The following is a 19,944-nucleotide window of genomic DNA, read 5'->3' on the forward strand; positions in this document are numbered from 1 at the left end:
TACAAACATCCGCAGGTCGAAGCTCAATCATCTATTGTATTTGGGCTTTATAGTTTAGCTATAAAATGATTTATACCAAGTAACCAACTTTGTTACACCCTCTTCTAAACCAATAGCTGGTTTGTAACCTGTTGCAGCAAATAAGTCTTGGGTATCTGCAAACGTTTTATAAACATCACCCGGTTGCATTTCTCGGAAGTTTTTCTTTGCTTCAATACCCAGCTCAGACTCGATTGCTTCAATAAACTTCATTAGATTTATAGGGCTACCATGACCAATGTTATAAACACGGTACGGAGCAGAACTTGTCGAAGGTGACCCCGTTTCTACTCGCCAGTGTTCATCACGCTGTGGAATAGCATCTGCCGCCCTAATAACGCCCTCAACGATATCATCAATATAAGTAAAATCGCGCCACATATCGCCATTGTTATTGATATCTATCGCTTCACCTGCAAGCATCTTTTTAGTAAAAATAAAAGGCGCCATATCTGGGCGACCCCATGGGCCGTACACAGTGAAAAAGCGTAACCCTGTGGTGGGTAAATCATATAAATGCGAGTAACTATGCGCCATTAACTCATTCGCCTTTTTAGTTGCCGCATAAAATGACACAGGATGATCAACGCTATCTTTTGTTTCAAATGGTGTTTTTTCATTTAAACCATATACAGAACTAGAAGACGCATACACTAAATGTGCTACCTTGTTATGGCGACATCCCTCTAAAATATTTAAGTGTCCAACTAAGTTTGAATCAGCGTATGAATCAGGGTTTTCAATCGAATAACGTACACCAGCTTGAGCAGCCAAGTGAATAACGCGTTCAAACTTTCCTACTTCGAATAACTCAGCCATTTCAACGCGATTCGCTATATCAAGCTTTTTAAAAGAAAAGCGCTCATGAGATTCAAATTGAGCCAATCGAGCCAGTTTTAAGTTAACATCGTAATAATCATTTAAATTATCGATACCTATAACATCATGCCCTGCGGTCAATAGTCTTTGGCACGTCGCAGCACCAATAAAACCCGCGGCTCCGGTGACTAAATATTTCATTGTTAACCTTAAAAAAGAGGTTCAGCACTAAACGCTGACAAAAAACAAAAGTGTAGGTCAAAAAACACTGAATAGAGAAGCTATGATACCGTAAACAAGTAAGGCATATAATATTAGAATATATTTATCATACGCTATTTAGTGTAATTTTATTTTATCTCAGGACTTTTGATAGAGAAAGAGGGAATTACACACCACCAAGCGGACAATAGCTTGCAGGGCGCGTTTTCAACATAGCACAAACTATAATCTTTGCGCGAAGGAAACTTCGCGCCTTCATCTAGATTTAAAGCGCATATTTTTGCTTTATCTTTTCGACTATTTCTACATTGGCAGCAGGAAAAGCATAAGTATCAAGTTCATTAATTGCTACCCACTTACCTTGTTGCCCCTCAGCGCCATGAGCAGTGCCTGTGAAGTCGTCAACAATATGCACATCTAAGCGTACGCATTTATCGCCGTAGTCATGTTCGATCACGATTAGCTCTTCACTGCCATTAACGGTTAGATTTACTTCTTCTAGTAACTCGCGCTGTAGCGCTGTAAATACGCTTTCGCCCTGCTCTACCTTACCGCCGGGGAATTCCCACAAGCCGCCTTGGTGTTTGTCATCTGGACGTTTACAGATAAATAGCTGCTGATCTTTATAAATAACGCCGACTGCAACATGCACTATTTTTTTAGTCATTTTATATTTCCTCAATCATAAAAAAAGCGACGCAAGCGTCGCTTTTTATCTCAATGCTTAGGTTACTTTAATTTACCGCAACACTGTTTGAATTTTTGACCTGAACCACAAGGACACGGTTCATTACGACCGACTTTTGGTTCTGCACGATGGCTAACCACAGCATCTTGTGGTGTTTCGCCACCAAGGTGCTCTGCCTCTTCGTGCTGGTATTCACGCGGTGCATTTTCGCTCTTACGATGTTGCTCTTCAACTTTCTCAACATCTTCTTCAGCGCGAACTTGTACTTTACTCAAAATACCGACAACGTCGACTTTTAAGTTCTCAAGCATTTCAGAGAATAACTCGAACGACTCACGCTTATATTCTTGCTTCGGATTCTTCTGTGCATAGCCACGTAAGTGAATACCTTGACGAAGGTGATCCATCGCTGCCAAGTGATCTTTCCAGTGTTGGTCTAGGCTTTGTAGCATAATTGCTTTTTCGAATTGACGTAGGACAGACTCACCTACCATCTCTTCTTTTTGCTTATATGTTTGCTCAACCGCTTCTTCAATGCGCTCACGAAGTTTTTCTTCGTACAGTTTATTATCATCAGCTAACCATTGTGCAATAGGTAGCTCGATTAAGAAATCCTGCTTTAAGCGCTCTTCAAGGCCTGGAATATCCCACATTTCAGCTAGACTTTGTGGTGCAATATATTGGTCAATCGTACCGTTTAGCACATCGCCGCGAATTGCAGTGATAGTTTCTGAAATATCGCCTTCTTCAAGTAGCTCATTACGTTGTGAGTAAACAACACGACGTTGATCGTTTGCTACATCATCGTATTCAAGTAATTGCTTACGAACATCGAAGTTACGCGCTTCAACTTTGCGTTGTGCGTTTTCGATTGCACGGTTAACCCAAGGGTGCTCAATCGCTTCGCCGCGTTGCATACCTAGCTTACGCATCATGTTCGTCATGCGCTCACCAGCAAAGATACGCATTAACGCGTCGTCCATTGATAAGTAGAAACGACTTGAACCCGCATCACCTTGACGACCCGAACGGCCACGTAACTGGTTATCGATACGGCGAGATTCGTGACGCTCAGTACCAATGATATGTAAGCCACCCGCTTCGATTACCGCGTCGTGACGTTTTTGCCACGCTTCTTTAATCGCTTTGATTTGCTCATCAGTTGGCTCTTCAAGCTTTTCAACCTCACTTTGCCAGTTACCACCTAACACGATATCGGTACCACGACCGGCCATGTTAGTTGCAATGGTTACTGTGCCAGGTAAGCCCGCGTCAGCAACGATGTCTGCTTCTTGCGCATGGAATTTCGCATTAAGTACGTTGTGCTTAATTTTTTCTTTACGTAAGAATTGCGATAAGTACTCAGAACTTTCGATAGAAATAGTACCCACAAGTACCGGTTGACCGCGCTCTTGACAATCTTTGATATCAGCAAGGATTGCTTCGTACTTTTCTTCTTGTGTTAAGTACACAAGATCAGCACGATCATCACGGATCATCGGCTTGTTCGTAGGCATTACTACTGTATCTAGACCATAGATAGACTGGAACTCAAACGCTTCTGTGTCTGCTGTACCTGTCATACCCGCTAGTGTTTCGTATAAACGGAAGTAGTTTTGGAATGTGATTGATGCCAATGTTTGGTTTTCGTTTTGAATGCGTACACCTTCTTTCGCTTCAACAGCTTGGTGTAAGCCTTCAGACCAACGACGACCTTCCATTGTACGACCAGTGTGCTCATCAACGATGATAACTTCGTTTTCTTTAACAACGTAATCAACGTCTTTTTGATATAGCTTGTGAGCACGAAGTGCCGCATATACATGACTTAATAATGTGATGCTTGAAGCTGAGTAAAGTGAATCACCTTCTTGAATTAAGCCTCGCTCAATCAATAGTTCTTCTACTTTAATTTGACCACGTTCAGTTAAGTGAACTTGCTTCGATTTTTCATCGATAGTGAAGTCGCCGTCACCTTCAACGCCTTCTTCATCTTCTTTTTCTTGTAGCTCAAGTTCTGGCACAATTTTATTGATTTCGATGTAAAGCTCAGAGCTGTCTTCAGCTGGGCCTGAGATAATTAGCGGCGTACGCGCTTCATCGATTAGGATTGAATCCACCTCATCCACTACCGCATAGTAAAGTGGGCGTTGTACACGCTCTTCGATGCTAAATGCCATGTTATCGCGAAGATAATCAAAGCCAAATTCGTTATTAGTACCGTAAGTGATATCAGCAGCATAAGCGATTTTCTTTTGCTGTGGCATCATACCTGGTACGTTACAGCCCACTGTTAGGCCTAAGAATTCAAATAATGGGCGGTTAGTTTCCGCGTCACGTTTTGCAAGGTAGTCATTCACGGTAATTACGTGAACACCTTTACCTGTTAAACCGCGAAGGTAGGCAGGTAATGTTGCTGTTAGTGTTTTACCTTCACCGGTACGCATCTCTGCGATGCGACCTTGATGTAAAACCATACCACCAAGTAGCTGTACGTCGAAGTGACGCATGCCGTTTACACGCTTAGATGCTTCACGTACCACAGCAAATGCTTCTGGTAAGATATCATCTAGGCTTTGTCCGTTATCGTAACGCTCTCTAAATTCTGCTGTTTTTGCTTTTAGATCTTCATCAGAAAGCCCTTCTAATTGCGTTTCAAGCGCATTGATCAGTGCGACCGTCTTTCTTAGGTTTTTAATAGTGCGGTCATTGCGACTACCAAAAATCTTGGTAAATAAATTAGATATCATGATAAAACCGTTACAATATATTCTTTGTTAGCTAGTCGTTAGCTAACCCACTTTCTTTAATTGATAATTAATATGCGCTTATGCTCATGATGTAGGGCATATTAATTAACAATTTATCAGTACGCTGTTTAAAACACAGCTTATTTCGTGCGCTATCATACCAGAGTCTGCGCAACATCAAACCTTCTGTGTGTGAAGATATGGATTTTCAGCAAGAAAATTTAAAAATTAGCCGTAATCTTTGATCTAATGCGTAAAAATTAAATCACTGAGTAGATATGGCGACAATCGAAATAAAATCAAGATCAGGAAAGAAAAAAGGCGAATCTGCGGGCCCTATGCTTGCGAGGCACACTTTGAATTCAAGTAAACCGCAGCCCTCGTGTGAAATAAATTTCACGCCTACACGTTACTTCTTACGACCATGTTGCGCTAAACGCTCTAACTTCGCTTTTAACGACGGTGGTGCATCTGCGGCGATAGCGCTTAGGTAATCGGCTGTTTGCTCGCTCATTTGACGTTTTGTAACTGGTTTTTTATCTTGTTCTGATTTCGCTGACAAACGCTGGGTTGCTTGTGGGTTAGCAGTAATTTTAATTTGTCCGAGTTCAGCCATGCCTGCCTTTCGAAAGTGCGAAAGCATGTCCATTTTTAAATAATTTAAGCGCAGCGCAATCGGGGCAGAGACCGCCTCAATCATCAAAGTGCCGTCACGATAATTACTCACTCGGCATTTTTTTGATAATGTTTCGCCTAAAAAGTCATTCAGTATAGCTTGTTGACTCGATAGCCCTTGCGCCTTGCCTGCATAGGACGCAAGCCGGCTATTGAGCCCTGCCATAATATCGCCCAGCGCTTTAGGCGCATACCTATCTTTTGCCATCGCCCACTCTACTTAAACAATGTAATACCACAAATGACAATATACCATTGAGGTAAAGGGGATGCGAGTAAACATTACTCGCTAAAATAATGCCCACAGAATGGCTCCAACCGTAAATAAACGATTCAATATTAAAACGCCTCCTACGTTTTGCTTGTTTCTGATAGACTCAGATTTTGTTTTTTATTTAATAGATATAATGGCACAACATTCTCTCACTTTAGTTGTATTAGCTGGTGGCTTAGGTAGTCGCTTTGGCGGAAATAAACAAATCGCTGAAATTCCAACTCTTGGTCGCACAATCATGGAGCTAAGTATCGCCGATGCAGTCAAAGTGGGTGTTAGCCAAGTTGTGATCATTATTAATCAAAAAATTCGTGCTGAACTTGAGGCCACAATCTTACCTCGGCTTCCTGATGACCTCGATGTTGTATTAGTTGAGCAAAGTATTGATGCGTTACCCGATAAGTTCAGCCACCTAGCTGCAGATCGCATCAAGCCATGGGGAACTGGGCATGCACTGCTTTGTGCAAAGCCTTATGTACATAACCCTGCAATTGTGATCACCGCTGATGACTATTATGGCGATACTTCGTTTGAAATAGTTGCTGAGCACTTTAAGCACAGCACGCAATGGGCCATGGTTGGTTATCCTATTAGCCAAACTCTGTCAGATGAAGGGGGAGTTAACCGTGGGCTATGTGAGGTAGATGAACAACAGCAACTCACTAATGTGATCGAATACTTAAATATTGAACGCGAAAATGCCACTCTCTACGGCGATACGCCGCAAGGTAAAAGAGTGGCGATGACAGATGACTCACTAGGCTCCATGAGCTTTTGGGGAATAACTCCCGATGTGTTCAATTACTTAGAAAGCGGCTTTTTTGAGTTCCTAGAAAGTAATGACAACGGTGTCACAAAAGAGTATTATTTGCCCGACCAAATCCAAGCCGCCATCCAAGGTAAACATCAATCTGTCATTGTCTATAAAGCACAATCACCTTGGTATGGTGTGACTTACAAATCAGAGCTAGAAAAGGTTTCGAAAAAGCTTTATGAATTATATCACGGAAGAAATAGCAGTCATCGCCCCAGTGCAATCAAAAATGAAGAGTGAACTCTCAATGAAGTCAAACCCTGTAGCTGAGCATTTATCTCAGTGCTATGGCCTAAACGACGCCAATATTAGCTTAAAGCCAATTGGAAATGGTCATATAAACACAACCATGCTACTTAAAACAGATGATCAGGCCTTGGTGGTACAAAAGTTAAATACGGATGTATTTCCAGCCCCTGAGAAGCTCGTTGAGAATGCACGTTTAATAGAACAGCACTTAACTAAGAAAAATAATAATGGTGAGTATGATTTAGATATTATTCGTCACGTACCCACTATTGAAAATGACTTTTTGGTTGAATATGACCAAGGAGTATGGCGCGCACTCGAATTTATTGGCGGCAGTTATAGTGAAGATGTTGTAGCCAGCATCTCGCAAGCACAAACTGCGGCCAATGCATTTGGTCAATTCGCCCTTGCTCTGCAAGATTTTCAGGCTGAACAGTTACACCATGTTATTCCTAACTTTCATAACCTAGAAATGCGATTTGATGCCTTCAAAAAAGTGCTAGAGCAAAACCCACTGAACAGAACTGCACTATGCCAAGACGATGTTGATTTTTGCTTAGAACAGCAAAGCCTCGTTGCAGAACTAAAAGCGCTTGAAGGCACCATTCCTTTAAGACCTTGCCATAATGATACCAAAATCAACAATATGCTGTTTTGCACAAAGTCAGACAGTGCGAAAGCGGTGATCGATCTTGATACCTGTATGCCTGGCTATTGGCTGTTTGATTTTGGCGATATGGTACGTACATTCTGTTCACCTGAGCAAGAGGATTCAACTAACTTAAATAATGTTCGCGTGCGTGAAGAAATTTTCGCAGCAATTGTAAAAGGCTATGTTGAACCGCTGCAAAATGTGATCACCGATGCCGAAAAACAAAGCTTTTGGCTAGGCACCAAAGTCATGACGTTTATGATTGGCTTACGCTTTTTGACTGACTTTATTGATGGTGATAATTACTTTGCCACTAAACATGCGAACCACAATTTAGAGCGGGCTCGTAATCAGTTTGCACTGTATCGCGATATTCTTGATAAAGAGCATACCCTTAAAGCGATTTTAGAAATCAATAATTAAGGTTGTTGCGCGACATAAAGTCGCGATTAGGATTAGGCTGGCTGCATTTGACTTGCGCGACATAAAATCGCGACTACTTGTATCTAATTTAGTCAATAACGATTAGAAACAAAAACGCCTGCATTAATGCAGGCGTTCTGTGTACTCTAAACCAGCAAACAGTATTAAACCGCTTTTAAATGAGCTGGCTGTGGTGCAACTGCTTGTGCAACAAACTCTGAAAACTCAGCACCTAGCTTTTCATCACGCATACCGTATTCGATGATTGCTTTTAAATAGCCTAGCTTGTCACCACAGTCGTGCGAACGGCCACTCATGTGGAACGCTTCGACTATTTCAGCTTCCATTAATGCATCGATTGCATCTGTTAATTGAATTTCGCCACCAGCCCCTGCCGAGGTTTTTGCTAGGATAGGCCAAATAGCTTTAGACAATACATAACGACCAACAACCGCAAGATTCGATGGCGCTTCTTCAGTTTTTGGCTTTTCTACCATTGTTTTGATCGGTGCGCTTTCGCCAGCTTTAATCGTCACTCCACCAATATCAGCAATACCATATTTACTAACATCTTCAGCTGCAACAGGCTCAAGCATGATTTGGCTTGCTCTGACTTCTTTGAAGCGTTTGATCATAGCTGCAATATTTTCTGTTTTTTGATCAGCGGTATAGCTATCAAGAATGACGTCAGGTAGCACAACAACAAAGTCATCATCACCTACGATAGGCTTCGCACACAATACCGCATGACCAAGCCCTTTTGCTTCGCCTTGACGCACATGCATAATCGTCACATCATCAGGACAAATAGAGCGTACTTCTTCTAGTAAAGTGCGTTTAACACGCTTTTCGAGTGTCGCTTCGAGCTCAAAGCTGGTATCAAAGTGGTTTTCAATGGCATTTTTAGAGCTATGTGTTACAAGCACAATCTCTTTAATGCCTGCCGCTACACATTCATCAACAATGTATTGAATAAGAGGTTTATCGACAAGCGGCAACATTTCCTTTGGAATGGCTTTGGTCATTGGAAGCATACGAGTTCCAAGACCCGCAACAGGGATAACAGCTTTCATATTAAGTCCTTTTTTAAATATTAACTCAAATTTATAACTAAGTTAGCAGTGTAAAGCTTGCTCGAATATGAACAAATCATCACTTTTACTACTCATACAAGCGAGGCAAAACTTCGCTCACTTCATCAAATATGGTAACCCTTTGAGGCTCATGCCCTTTTAGGCTAAGTCGCTAGGCTAATTTAATACCCACTATTTTTTATTTTATGACTTAATGAGTAAAAACAGGGTGCGACATAATCAATCATTTATTGTTACGCGCTCAACTCAATAAAGTACTAAATTGTGACTAAAATAATGCGTTTACGAAAAGCGTTTATTTGCCGTAACGAGGGAACAATTATACCACTCAAAAGGGGAACATTATATCAAACCTAAGGTAATTTATTATTAATATTCTTCATGTTAACAATAAATAATGACACTTTTTGTGTTGAAAAAAACGTGGGGAAATATAGCGCAAAATAAAACCATACTATTGAATTAACCAAGCCTCTCACCTAAAGATAAAAGACTTGGTTAACATTTAATTATGGTAATAAATAACTAATCACTACCGAACAAATCGCGTGTGTACACTTTTTCAGCTACATCAGCCAATTCATCGGTATTTCGATTAGAAATAATAATATCGGCGCGTGATTTGAGTTCATCAATTGTTTTTACGACTTCTGAATTAAAGAACTCACTCTCTTGTAGGCTAGGCTCATAAATAATAACCTCAATGCCTTTTGCTTTAATGCGCTTCATAATGCCTTGCACAGCTGAAGCCCTAAAGTTGTCAGATCCGGACTTCATGACCAGCCTATAAATCCCTACGACTTTAGGGTTTTGTTTAATAATTGATTCGGCAATAAAGTCCTTTCTTGTCGAGTTTGCATCAACAATTGCTCGAATCATATTATTCGGCACATCTTTATAGTTTGCTAGTAATTGCTTGGTATCTTTTGGTAAGCAATATCCGCCATACCCAAACGAAGGGTTATTATAATGAGAGCCAATACGCGGATCTAAACCAACACCTTGAATTATTTGCTTAGCATCAAGGTCATGACTTTGGGCATAACTATCCAGCTCATTAAAATAGGCTACACGCATTGCTAAATAGGTATTTGAAAAAAGCTTAATCGCTTCGGCTTCCGTTGAGTCAGTAAACAAAATATCAATATGTTCTTTTTCTGCCCCTTGGGTTAATAGCTCAGCAAATACCTTTGCACGCTCACTTTTCTCACCAACGATAATACGCGATGGGTGCAAGTTATCGTAAAGCGCTTTACCTTCACGCAGAAACTCTGGAGAAAAAATGATATTGTCGCTATTCACCTGCTCTTTTATTGCTTTAGTAAAGCCAACTGGAACCGTAGATTTAATCACCATCGTTGCATCGGGATTGATAGCTAAAACATCATTAATAACCGCTTCAACTGAACCCGTATTAAAATAGTTAGTATCAGGGTCGTAATCAGTGGGTGTTGCAATAATCACAAATTCAGCATCTTTCAATGCTAAGTGCTTATCTGTGGTTGCCGAAAACTGTAAATCTTTATTCGTCAAGAATGCTTCGATTTCTGTATCGATAATTGGCGACTTACCAGAATTAAGCAACTCAACTTTTTCTTCAATAATATCCAGTGCAATAACTTGGTTATGCTGAGCAAGTAGCATTGCATTTGATAAGCCTACATAACCAGTTCCAACAATAGTGATTTTCATTAAACTTTCCTAGGGTAATAATCGCTTTTTAAGTTCATTTTCTAAATGCTGCGCGACTTCAGTTGAACGATAGTTACATACCGATTGACGAGCAAATGAGCTCAGTAATTCATAGTCTTGAGGTGCCATTTCTAGTAATTCGACGATTGTATCGGCAATAGAGTTTTTATCTTTTACATCAAACAGTAAACCGTTTTTACTAGGTATGACTATGTCATTCACTGGGCTGATATTGGATGCTAAAACGGGTGTTCCACATGCAAGAGCTTCTACGGCCACTAAACCAAAACTTTCTCTGTGAGTTGGAAAAATAAATGCATCCATTTCACTATACTTATCAACTAATTGATTTGGCTCTAATGCCCCATAGTATGTAACCAACGAAGATAAGTCACTGTTGGCTATTGTGTTTACTAGTTCGTCAACCTCTGCGCCTGTGCCATAGATATTCAACCTTAGTTTACTAATCAAATGAGGGTGAGACTGTCTAATTAACACTAAGGCTTCTAGCAATTCTTGCCACCCTTTCCCTTCATCTATTCGAGAGACATACCCTAAAGTAAAAAAAGATGGTGAAGGGCTGATGGTTGGTTTAAATATATCAAAATCCACACCACCAGACGGAGATACAATAATTTTCTCCTTATCATACCAAGGATGTAGCTCAAGAAGTTTATCTTTGAAATAGGATGATGGAACAACGACTGCAGTACTTTTTTTTAATATTAACTTAGACGCAAATCCCATTACTTTATGGATAGTTGTATTACCAACAAGATCATCACCATGAATATTTACTACGTACTTCGGCTTTCCAACCAATAGAAAAGGAATAAGGCAAAGGGTCGAATATGTTAAGTAATGAAAATAAATGAAGTCATAATTCCGCTTACTTATCGCATACATCCCGCTTGCAATGAATTTTATATAGCAGATAAGCTTTGCAAAACCTGAAGCACGGTGATCAATAACGACTTTACTTACAATATGATTCCCTTGTGTCTGAAGCTGTAGATAATTTTTACCCACAAAGCTACCAAATGAAGGGTCTTTTTTTGATGGAAAAAGGTTTGCAATAAAACAAATCTTACTCATTTTTGAACCTTTCTAAAACGCTCTAATCTCTTTTTAGCAAGTCTAGGAAATAACGAAGCCAGCCATGCTCTCAGTAACTTCCCAGCAATAGGAGGAGTAAAGTATTTAAATACAGTTAGCAGACTTACTTTTTGACCGCTACTGTAATAAACCAAAAAATCAAAACACTTTTTGTTTCTTTTTGACATTAAATGACCATACCGATCGTAAAATTGTTGGAACCCTACAGAGCGATTCTTTTGATTATCCGTAATTCTGGGTTTGTCATGAGCAGTATGCACTATATATGAAGGAGTACTTATTCGTTTCGCAGCACCAAATTTCAAAATCATTCGAGTCCACAGTTCCCAATCCTGAGATGACACAACTGACTCATCAAATAATCCTGCCTCTATTAAGCGCGCTCTCCTAGTAAGAACTTGATTAGACGCTTGATTGAAGTTCAGCTGAGCATCTATATCAATGATCATATCTGAATTTAAGATAGGTCGTTGAGTTTGACCGTAATCCCAAATATAGCCGCTACAAACAAAGGCATATTTCTCTTCAAATGCCTCAACTAAGTCTGCGATTCTGGTTGGTAAAAATTCATCATCATCATCAAGGCCTGTCACATACTCACCTTGAGAATGTTGAATTGCATAGTTGCGAGCACGACATGCGCCCTCATTTTCGCCAAAACAGTGAAAGCGAATATTTTCATTCTCGCCAGCTAACTGTTTTAAGTACTCAACAGTCCCATCTGTAGAGCCATTATCAACGATAAATATTTCTATGTTTTTATAAGTTTGCTTTTTTACCGACTCAACAGCTCTTTTGAGAAGTGAAAGTCGGTTGTAGGTTGGTATCCAAACACTCACGAGAGGTTGGCATGATGTCATGAGTTACTCCTACTTTCCGTGTCTACCCATAATAACGATACAAAACAACCGAGTGAAATCCCTAACGTGCCAGAAATCCAAACATGGCCACTCAGCTGCGATAAAAATAGCAGGATAAGAGTACCAGCCAACACCGCAGGACTATAAATAGATTCAGGCCTAACACACTGCTTTAAGGCTTTAATAAAGGTAAAAAAGTAAAAGGAAAAACATACAAATAAGCCAGTGAATCCAAAGTAAACTAATACATCGATCGCATCAATTTCTGCAGAGTATTTTATAGGGATAAACTCAGCGATTCCCGCAGTTCCGACCCCAATAAGTTGCTGCCAAAATTCTAGGTAATTAACGTAAACAACTAACAATTCTTGTGCAAATTCATCTCTGCCAGATAGAATTATTCCTAAAACGCCTTTTTGGCTCAATACCCACATGAGTCTGTCGTACAAGCCTAAAGCCATGAGTAAATCGTTAATTACATATACAATGACCGCTATAGCACAGAACATAGGTACAAGAATATATAATTTCAGCTTAGTCATTTTAAACAGCCTCTCTCTTTCATTGAGAATAGGCACAATAAACACAAGACTTACAGCAGCGAGCATGGCAGTTTTAGTGGCGACAAGTAAGCCACAAAGCACAGTAAATAAAGAAAATACAATGTACCACTTACGCTTATAGTTCCAACACATATGAAGCATGAAAGAGAAAAGCACGACCATGGTCGCACCTAATTCATTTGCCGCATATATAAAACCATTAGAACCTGCCGTTTCACCATCTCTTAATTGATAACTTGAGCGACCAAAACCTAACGCCCCTAAAAATAAGTTAAAACACAGGATAGCAAAATTACTAATTAATATTCTTTCGAGCCATTTTCTAGTAAACAACCCCCAACGCGCAGCCAACAGGCCAAAATAAATAAAAATAGACATTGGCATGAGGATTTTATACACGTTTGAGAAGTCAGTAATAAAAAAGAAAGTATCAGCGTATGAGAGTAATTGAAATACCGGCCCCATGAGCAGTATCGCTAATAAAAGGCATAAGAAAATAAAATACCTTGGATCAAGTTTCAGTACGAGTAACAGCACCAATCCAGTTAATGGTAATTTGTATAGCAGTGACAGCTTTAAATCCACCCCTAACTGAAGAACAGTAAATCCAGAAGCAACATCAGCAAGTAGATAAAGGCTCATCATAAATACGCATAGCTTATCCGCATATGAAGGCCCATCATCGTTAGAAAAAAAGAGCTTTAACATCAGAAATTACCGGGCTCTTTTTTAAGGGTTTCTCTATAAGCTGTAACGTAGTCGTCTGTAGACTTGACAACTTTAGCAGGGTTTCCAGCCGCAACCACTCCATCAGGAATATCTTTTGTGACAACACTTCCTGCACCAATGATAGTGTTACTTCCAATAGTGACCCCAGGTAAAATAATGCTCCCCCAACCGATGAAAACATTATCGCCGATGGTAATTGCTTTTCGGTAAGAGCGCCGAGATCCTTTCCTATAGCTATCTTTGTGAACCACCAGTTCCTTTAAAAACAATGTAGGAGAAGCATCGTGACCTAAAAGTGTAGCTCCGGTAATAGTGCAATCTTTACCGATATAAAAACGGTCTCCTTTAGATGAAGACGAGAGTTTAGTATCAATAATAAGTGTATTTTCTCCAATCTGAGCACCTTGTCTGGTGTATTTTTGGATACTCAATGCATAGCCTAAGCGATCAATTTTAGTCTGTAATTTATCAGAACTAACGACTCTACTAATGATTTTTAATAAATAATAGAATAACTTAGAAATCACCTGCTAACTCCTTAGCAAGCACACGCCAGCTGAATTTTTGCTCTGCAAGTTCTCTATTTTCATATTGTAACTGAGCATACTGCGTCTCAGGTAAAGCCATTAAGCTCGTCATTCCTCTGGCAAAGGCAGAGGCAGAATACTCATCGACCAATATATTGTTTGAAGGCTCCAAAATCTCACTCGTCGCAGTAACTACGTTGCTGCTCGATTTCGCACCTATAATAGGTAAGCCTGACGATAACGCTTCTAAAATGGTTTGCCCTAAGGGCTCATATGTTGAAGACATAATGAAAAAGTCAGCTGCTTTATAATAATTTTCAGGGCAACTTTGGCGACCTAAAAAGATCACTCTATCACTAACATTTAACCGTTCAGAAAGTGCGCGTAATTCAGCCTCTTCAGCGCCTTCACCTAGTAGCCAAAGCGACGCATTGTTGTCGTTTAAAAGCTTTAAAGCTTCAATTGCAGTATCAAACCCCTTTGCTTTCACAAAGCGTCCTATACATAAAAAAGCCTTGCTTTGCTCTGGTAAACCTAGCTCTTTTTTTAGCTGAGATTTTTCAGTTTGTGTCGCCAAACTAAATCGAGACAAACTAACGCCTGGCTTACAAATATTCATTGCTTTAGAGCGGTTAATATTTCGGATTTGCTGCTGCATGTTTTCGCTGAAAACAAATAATTTATCAGCGCTATTAAATGCCATACGTTGCACAGTTTTATGCAAAAAAAATGATAGGTGCCCTTTTAGCTTTAGTAGCTTATTATCATTAGCTCTGTAGCTGGCTTTTGTTTCGTTAGCAACAACCCCAGGCACTAAATAAACAATATTTTTATATTTTAGGGCTTTTAAATACAGAACATTAAAGTGAAAACGACAAATAGTTAATAACGGTGAGTGACGCTGTAAAACTTTTTTATAAAGCTTAACAGCATTATAAGTCTGCTTTAACACTCGCCCTAAACCTCTGCTGCGTCCGAAACAGTAGCGATAAATAGTCACACCCTCTTCTATTTCGACTTCAGGTAATTCTTTATTTTCTGGGTTGAGATCACTGGCTACAATAACAACTTCATAGCCCAGCAGAAGGTATTCTTGTGCTAAGTGATAAAGCGAGTTCTCAATTCCACCAATATTAGGTTTATATTGATTACTCGTGAGCAACACACAAGGCTTAACATGTTCTGTCGTCATTGCTTTTAAGCCTTTTTTCTTAACGCAAGAATAAATGCAACAATTAGAGAAACAAGGCCTCCAAAAAATGTTATTCCTAAGCAAATAAGAGCGCGAGAAGGGCCCGACTTCTCTTCAGGATAAATAACCGGAGATAAAGGTTTTACTAGGTGAAAATCGCCGACCGTAGACAATAACTTTGAGCGAGTTTGATCCGCAATAAGTTCGTAGAATAAAGAGCGCAACTCAGCGACATTAGTTTCCGCAGCTTTCTCTTGTAGGTAATTAATAGCCTCTTCAGCTTCATTGCGGTCTTTGTCACGCCAAAAGGCATTAATATCTTCAATTAACCAGTTAGTAATATTAACTGATAGCTCTGGTGAAAGCGCAGTCACCTCTAGCTGAACGACACCCTTTTTTTTCATATAAAGTACATCGAAGCTGCCCAGTAGAGGAATATAACCATCCCACGGCGAAGGCTCAACATCTTTACCAGGAGGCGGAGTTCTTACCCACTTTTTTTGCTCAGCATCGTAAACTTCAGGATTATAAATATAGGTGTCAGTGCTTTGGTCCCACCCCTTTAGAGCAAGTAACTCTGGTAGTAAGTTCCTTTTTTCTATAAACGGTTGAATAAAGCCTCTGCTTCTCATAAATTCAATTGCTGTTTCAACTTCGTCAGCCTCAGAACCACCAAGCGATATCCCCGCCATACTTGCAAGACCACCAAATTGACCAGCTAATTTATTAAGACCACCGCCTTCCTTAGCATTAGATGGGACCAAGTAGACTTTTGCTGTGTATTTATTTGGTTGCTGCATAGCCACATATACAGACAATGCTGCCGAAAGTAGAGTACCAATTACAACTACCCATTTATACTTCATTAACTTAGAAAATGTTAAGTTTATACCTTTACTTTCCATGGAGTTTCTCAACCAACTGACTACTAAAAGTCAGGCATTATAGCAAATGAAGGTATGATTAAAATAGATTTAAAAACTTTAGTTACGCCCGCGAATATTTCACTTAAAAATGCTGATAAAACTAGCGTTAAGTAATTGCTGCTAGGAAATGTTTTTTGAATTCGTTATCATAAAGCATGTGTGTTTCTTATCTTTTGTCCCCCGACTTTATAGCCATAAGAACCGATTACAAAAATGAACCTAAAATCGAATAGAAATCAATAAGCATGTCAAAACAACCAGTCGTTATTCTCGCATATGGGGAAGGTGGGCACAAAAAAGAGATGAGCTTACTATATAAACACATTAAAGAGTCAGAACTTAAGTTTATATCTTTAGGGCCATCTCCACTATGTTCACGAGTAACACATTTCAAACTAGGTGATGTTCGTCACAAAGAGAATCGTTTAAAGTCATTGTTAATGGCAATGGTTGGACTCTTTCGCTCTACCGTTATTACGCTAAAGATTTGTCATAAATACCAAGTGACGGGGATCGTTTCAACCGGACCAGGTATGGCTATTATTCCTTCTATCATTCTAAGAGCTATGGGTAAAAACGTCATTTTCATCGAGACGTTTTGTCGCTTTTATACACGCTCTTTCACTGGTAAATGGATGTCGAAAATATGCAGTGAATTTTGGGTGCAAAATAAAGAGCAACTTACCCTCTATAAAAATGCAAAATATTGTGGACGCTTATGAAAATCCTTGTCACTGTAGGCTCATCATCATTTGATTCTTTAATTCGTGCGGTAGACCAAGCCGCTACAAAATTGACCGCGTTCTCATTTACTTTTCAGATAGGCACGGGAGAATACAAGCCTCAAAATGGCAACTCTTTCGCTCGTTCAAATGAGTTTTCAAGCGTGCTTGCCGATGCAGATATTGTTATTACACACGCGGGGGCTGGCACTGTTTTTGAACTATTAGAGCTCAACAAAAAAATTATTGTCGTGCCAAATTTTGACAGAGTCGATAAACACCAATCAGATTTAGCCCTATATATCGAAAGAAACAACTATGCCTTGGTTTGCCATGATGTAAGCCTTATAGAAGGTCATATAGAAGATATCATCGCGTATGAGCCTGTTCCCTACAGCAAAGACTCTTTTTTCCTCGCGGATGAGTTAACAAGTAAGCTCCTAAAAAAGTAACTCCGTACTTTTTTTGAAAAGTACGGTTTAACGTTCTGAACTACTGAGTTAACTCGCTGTAAAGTCTTTTAATACTTGCTGTATTCATGTCTATTGAAAATAGCTCAGCTAATTTATGTCTTTGCGCAAGGGTTAAACTCGCTTCATTTTTATATAACTCAGCTATTGCCCCTGCCAATGACTCAGGATCTCTTTGAGGCACCACCTTCACTGCAGGTGTATCGACCAATGAAGCCAGCTCAGTTAAACCACCACACTCTGAAACAACCGTTGCTAAACCCGATGCCATTGCCTCTAGTGCTGCTACACCAAAAGACTCTTCTTGAAATGTAACATCATCTCGAATCGACGGCTGCGCATAAACATTATACGATGAAAGAAGATCTGGTAATGCTTGATGACTCACCATATCGATAAATTTCACATGCTTAGTTAAAGCTAACTGGTCAGTTAAGCCCTGTAAATGCTCCTTAAGCTCGCCACCACCAATAAGGGTGAGGGTCGCATTAGGGTAGTCTTTATGTAAAACAGCCAATGCACGAATCAAAAATTCATGACCTTTACAATTAATTAAGCGTCCAACCGAGACAATATTCAAAGTATCAAAACTCTTTTCCTGCTTTGTTGACAAAAACATAGAATTAAAAGAGTTATGCACAACTGTAATTTTTTCTCTCGGAACATCCAGATTTTCGACTGTTTTACGTTTTAAAAACTCTGAAGGAACAGTCCACTTTATAAAATCTTTGCTGCCAGCTTTTTTAAGTACAGCCCTGTATTTAGCCCTAATTAAAGGCTCACTATTTACATCAGAGCCATGCAATGATGCCAATGTTGGTATGTTGAGGTTCAGTTTTTCACTTACGTGCATCCATGTCTTCACCCCATTACCAGTGTGGCAATGAACAACATCTGGCTTAAACTCGTCAATCACTTCTTGCCAACGTTTGTAGTCAATCATATATGGCAGCAACTGTAGCCTTAGGGCAAATGCTTGTGTAAAGCGCTCATTAATAACCGTTTTAATTGGGCAAAAGTAGACAAGTTCAAAAGGACGGCTTTGTTCATTGACTCTTTTAGCTGTCACTACCGCAGATTCTATCCCCGCTTTTTCCAACGCTGTAACTTGATCATAAATAAATGTTTCCGTACTCATTGAAAAATTAGGTATGTAATGTAGAACCCTCATTCTTTTCCTTTCTTAATCTACTTAAAATTACAGGGAGCTTGCATGCTATAGTCAATAAATATTGAGCGAAGATAGCAAAAAGCACTCCCCAAAGTTCAATTTTCGCCCCTAGAACTAGGATCCCTAAACATAAAACCAGATTAGAAAAAAGCGTAATCAGTAATAAACTCTTAACATAACCTAAAGCCAGAAAAACAGGATGTATAGGAGTCAATGCAGCTGATACTGCATGAACAATCATAAATACCACAATATGCCACTTGTAAACCAACAACTCTGCAGAAAAAAGAGTCACAACCCAGTAATCAAATGTCATACTTGCAACAGCAACAAATGCAAGAGAAGGTAACAATAGTAACAGCACTATTTTTGACATTATCTTTTTGACTTTGTCATATGCTTTTTCAGCTAAATAGACATTAACCTCTGGGTATAAAACCTGATTTAAAGGACTGGTTAACCTTGTTGAGATAGTGGCTATTTGCTTAATAACACGATAAGCACCAGCGGCACCGACGGAGACAACAGCACCCACTAAAATAGTGTCTAATTGCTTGACTGGAATATCGGCCAACGAGGTCATGTGTACAGTCAAATTAAAACGGTTAAATTCTTTTTTCTTATCATTAGACAGTAAGTTGCAATCACTCTGGCTTTTTATCAATGAAGCAACATACCGACTGCTGTGGCATTGTATATAAATAACCCCCACACCTAAAGTCAGAAGGTACGCCGTTACAAAAAAACCGACACCAAAGCTTTTCCAGTACCCTAATAATGCGCACAGAAAAAACAACACAGCGCTAACGATTGCCTGCATCGCCAAAACGTTGTAGCGTTCCTGATAACGCAAAACACCTATAGCAACGCTAGTTTGATTAAGTAGGATATATACTGAGCACCACTGCAATAATTCAGTGTGATGCTGCAAGTTGAAGCTCTCTGCATAGGTTTGTGCAAAGCATATCGCAATTAGAGTCCCGATGAGGGCACATATCAGATCATACTTGAGGGTTAACACAATAAGAGATGCTTTATCTTTTTCAAGATAAAAGTAGCGAATAACGCCCTGCCATGCTTGCGGATTAAAACACAGACTTAAAACCAATATGTAAGCTTGAAGTAGAGTCACCTCTCCAAAAGACTCAACACCTAATGCTTTCAACGAGATGGCGACAGAGAAGAAGTTAAGGACAGACGCAGATAAATTTCCGCTGATCAGCGTTCCAGTCTGCCTTATTAATTTACTTAGCATTACCTAGGTTGTTCACTAATAC

18 protein-coding genes are annotated in these 19,944 nt (G+C 39.6%); 4 read left to right on the top strand and 14 right to left on the bottom strand.

All coding sequences use genetic code 11. The features are described 5' to 3' along the window. Window positions 1-54: 54 nt before the first annotated feature. From L3V38_RS13925 to L3V38_RS13940, 4 genes are all read right to left on the bottom strand, one after another. The gene (locus L3V38_RS13925; protein WP_130151638.1) at window positions 55-1,059 is read right to left on the bottom strand and encodes an NAD-dependent epimerase; all 1,005 of its coding nucleotides are present in this window, start codon (window positions 1,057-1,059) and stop codon (window positions 55-57) included. A gap of 286 nt (window positions 1,060-1,345) precedes the next feature. Further along, window positions 1,346-1,747 (bottom strand): 8-oxo-dGTP diphosphatase MutT, encoded by a 402-nt coding sequence (mutT, locus tag L3V38_RS13930; protein ID WP_130151637.1) that lies wholly within the window; start codon window positions 1,745-1,747, stop codon window positions 1,346-1,348. A 62-nt stretch (window positions 1,748-1,809) separates the two neighbouring features. Continuing rightward, window positions 1,810-4,518, bottom strand: a complete 2,709-nt coding sequence (secA, locus tag L3V38_RS13935) for a preprotein translocase subunit SecA (protein ID WP_237119780.1) — start codon at window positions 4,516-4,518, stop codon at window positions 1,810-1,812. 409 nt (window positions 4,519-4,927) lie between these two features. After that, window positions 4,928-5,401: a DUF721 domain-containing protein gene (locus L3V38_RS13940; RefSeq protein WP_237119781.1), complete on the bottom strand. Its 474-nt coding sequence runs from the start codon at window positions 5,399-5,401 to the stop codon at window positions 4,928-4,930. A gap of 199 nt (window positions 5,402-5,600) precedes the next feature. Here L3V38_RS13940 and L3V38_RS13945 point away from each other — a divergent pair, with 199 nt between their 5' ends. Then, a complete protein-coding gene (locus L3V38_RS13945; RefSeq protein ID WP_237119782.1) occupies window positions 5,601-6,521 on the top strand; it encodes an NTP transferase domain-containing protein in 921 nt (306 codons plus the stop codon). Between the two features lie 7 nt (window positions 6,522-6,528). Next, window positions 6,529-7,605: an aminoglycoside phosphotransferase family protein gene (locus tag L3V38_RS13950; RefSeq protein ID WP_130151633.1), complete on the top strand. Its 1,077-nt coding sequence runs from the start codon at window positions 6,529-6,531 to the stop codon at window positions 7,603-7,605. A 164-nt stretch (window positions 7,606-7,769) separates the two neighbouring features. Here the strand turns inward: L3V38_RS13950 and galU are convergent, their stop codons facing one another. The 8 genes from galU to L3V38_RS13990 form a co-directional block, all read right to left on the bottom strand. Beyond that, entirely contained in the window at window positions 7,770-8,678 is a 909-nt protein-coding gene (gene galU, locus L3V38_RS13955) for a UTP--glucose-1-phosphate uridylyltransferase GalU (RefSeq protein WP_130151632.1), read from the bottom strand. A gap of 546 nt (window positions 8,679-9,224) precedes the next feature. After that, window positions 9,225-10,391 (bottom strand): nucleotide sugar dehydrogenase, encoded by a 1,167-nt coding sequence (locus tag L3V38_RS13960; RefSeq protein ID WP_237119783.1) that lies wholly within the window; start codon window positions 10,389-10,391, stop codon window positions 9,225-9,227. A gap of 9 nt (window positions 10,392-10,400) precedes the next feature. Further along, entirely contained in the window at window positions 10,401-11,486 is a 1,086-nt protein-coding gene (locus L3V38_RS13965) for a glycosyltransferase family 4 protein (RefSeq protein ID WP_237119784.1), read from the bottom strand. Further along, the gene (locus tag L3V38_RS13970) at window positions 11,483-12,367 is read right to left on the bottom strand and encodes a glycosyltransferase family 2 protein (protein ID WP_237119785.1); all 885 of its coding nucleotides are present in this window, start codon (window positions 12,365-12,367) and stop codon (window positions 11,483-11,485) included. Before L3V38_RS13970 ends, L3V38_RS13965 begins: the two co-directional genes overlap by 4 nt. Next, complete coding sequence (locus L3V38_RS13975; protein ID WP_130151628.1) at window positions 12,364-13,638, bottom strand: O-antigen ligase family protein; 1,275 nt, start codon at window positions 13,636-13,638, stop codon at window positions 12,364-12,366. The genes L3V38_RS13970 and L3V38_RS13975 overlap by 4 nt, the downstream gene beginning before the upstream one ends. Then, window positions 13,638-14,186, bottom strand: a complete 549-nt coding sequence (locus L3V38_RS20280; protein WP_346729911.1) for a DapH/DapD/GlmU-related protein — start codon at window positions 14,184-14,186, stop codon at window positions 13,638-13,640. The genes L3V38_RS13975 and L3V38_RS20280 overlap by 1 nt, the downstream gene beginning before the upstream one ends. Further along, window positions 14,176-15,378, bottom strand: a complete 1,203-nt coding sequence (locus L3V38_RS13985) for a glycosyltransferase family 4 protein (protein WP_237119786.1) — start codon at window positions 15,376-15,378, stop codon at window positions 14,176-14,178. The genes L3V38_RS20280 and L3V38_RS13985 overlap by 11 nt, the downstream gene beginning before the upstream one ends. 5 nt (window positions 15,379-15,383) lie before the next feature. Next, entirely contained in the window at window positions 15,384-16,283 is a 900-nt protein-coding gene (locus L3V38_RS13990; RefSeq protein ID WP_130151626.1) for a Wzz/FepE/Etk N-terminal domain-containing protein, read from the bottom strand. Between the two features lie 266 nt (window positions 16,284-16,549). Between L3V38_RS13990 and pssD the strand changes: the two genes are divergently transcribed. Beyond that, on the top strand, window positions 16,550-17,026 hold the full coding sequence (gene pssD / locus L3V38_RS13995) for a PssD/Cps14F family polysaccharide biosynthesis glycosyltransferase (protein ID WP_130151625.1): 477 nt from the start codon (window positions 16,550-16,552) through the stop codon (window positions 17,024-17,026). Further along, complete coding sequence (pssE, locus tag L3V38_RS14000) at window positions 17,023-17,478, top strand: PssE/Cps14G family polysaccharide biosynthesis glycosyltransferase (RefSeq protein WP_237119787.1); 456 nt, start codon at window positions 17,023-17,025, stop codon at window positions 17,476-17,478. The genes pssD and pssE overlap by 4 nt, the downstream gene beginning before the upstream one ends. Before the next feature lie 40 nt (window positions 17,479-17,518). Here pssE and L3V38_RS14005 read toward each other — a convergent pair whose 3' ends face one another. Together L3V38_RS14005 and L3V38_RS14010 are read right to left on the bottom strand one after the other, a co-directional pair. Further along, window positions 17,519-18,667: a glycosyltransferase family 4 protein gene (locus tag L3V38_RS14005; protein WP_237119788.1), complete on the bottom strand. Its 1,149-nt coding sequence runs from the start codon at window positions 18,665-18,667 to the stop codon at window positions 17,519-17,521. Beyond that, the gene (locus tag L3V38_RS14010; RefSeq protein WP_237119789.1) at window positions 18,642-19,922 is read right to left on the bottom strand and encodes a lipopolysaccharide biosynthesis protein; all 1,281 of its coding nucleotides are present in this window, start codon (window positions 19,920-19,922) and stop codon (window positions 18,642-18,644) included. The genes L3V38_RS14005 and L3V38_RS14010 overlap by 26 nt, the downstream gene beginning before the upstream one ends. Between the last annotated feature and the right edge of the window lie 22 nt (window positions 19,923-19,944).

Source organism: Pseudoalteromonas sp. L1 (assembly GCF_021728095.1).
In the GTDB taxonomy this organism is placed as follows: domain Bacteria; phylum Pseudomonadota; class Gammaproteobacteria; order Enterobacterales; family Alteromonadaceae; genus Pseudoalteromonas.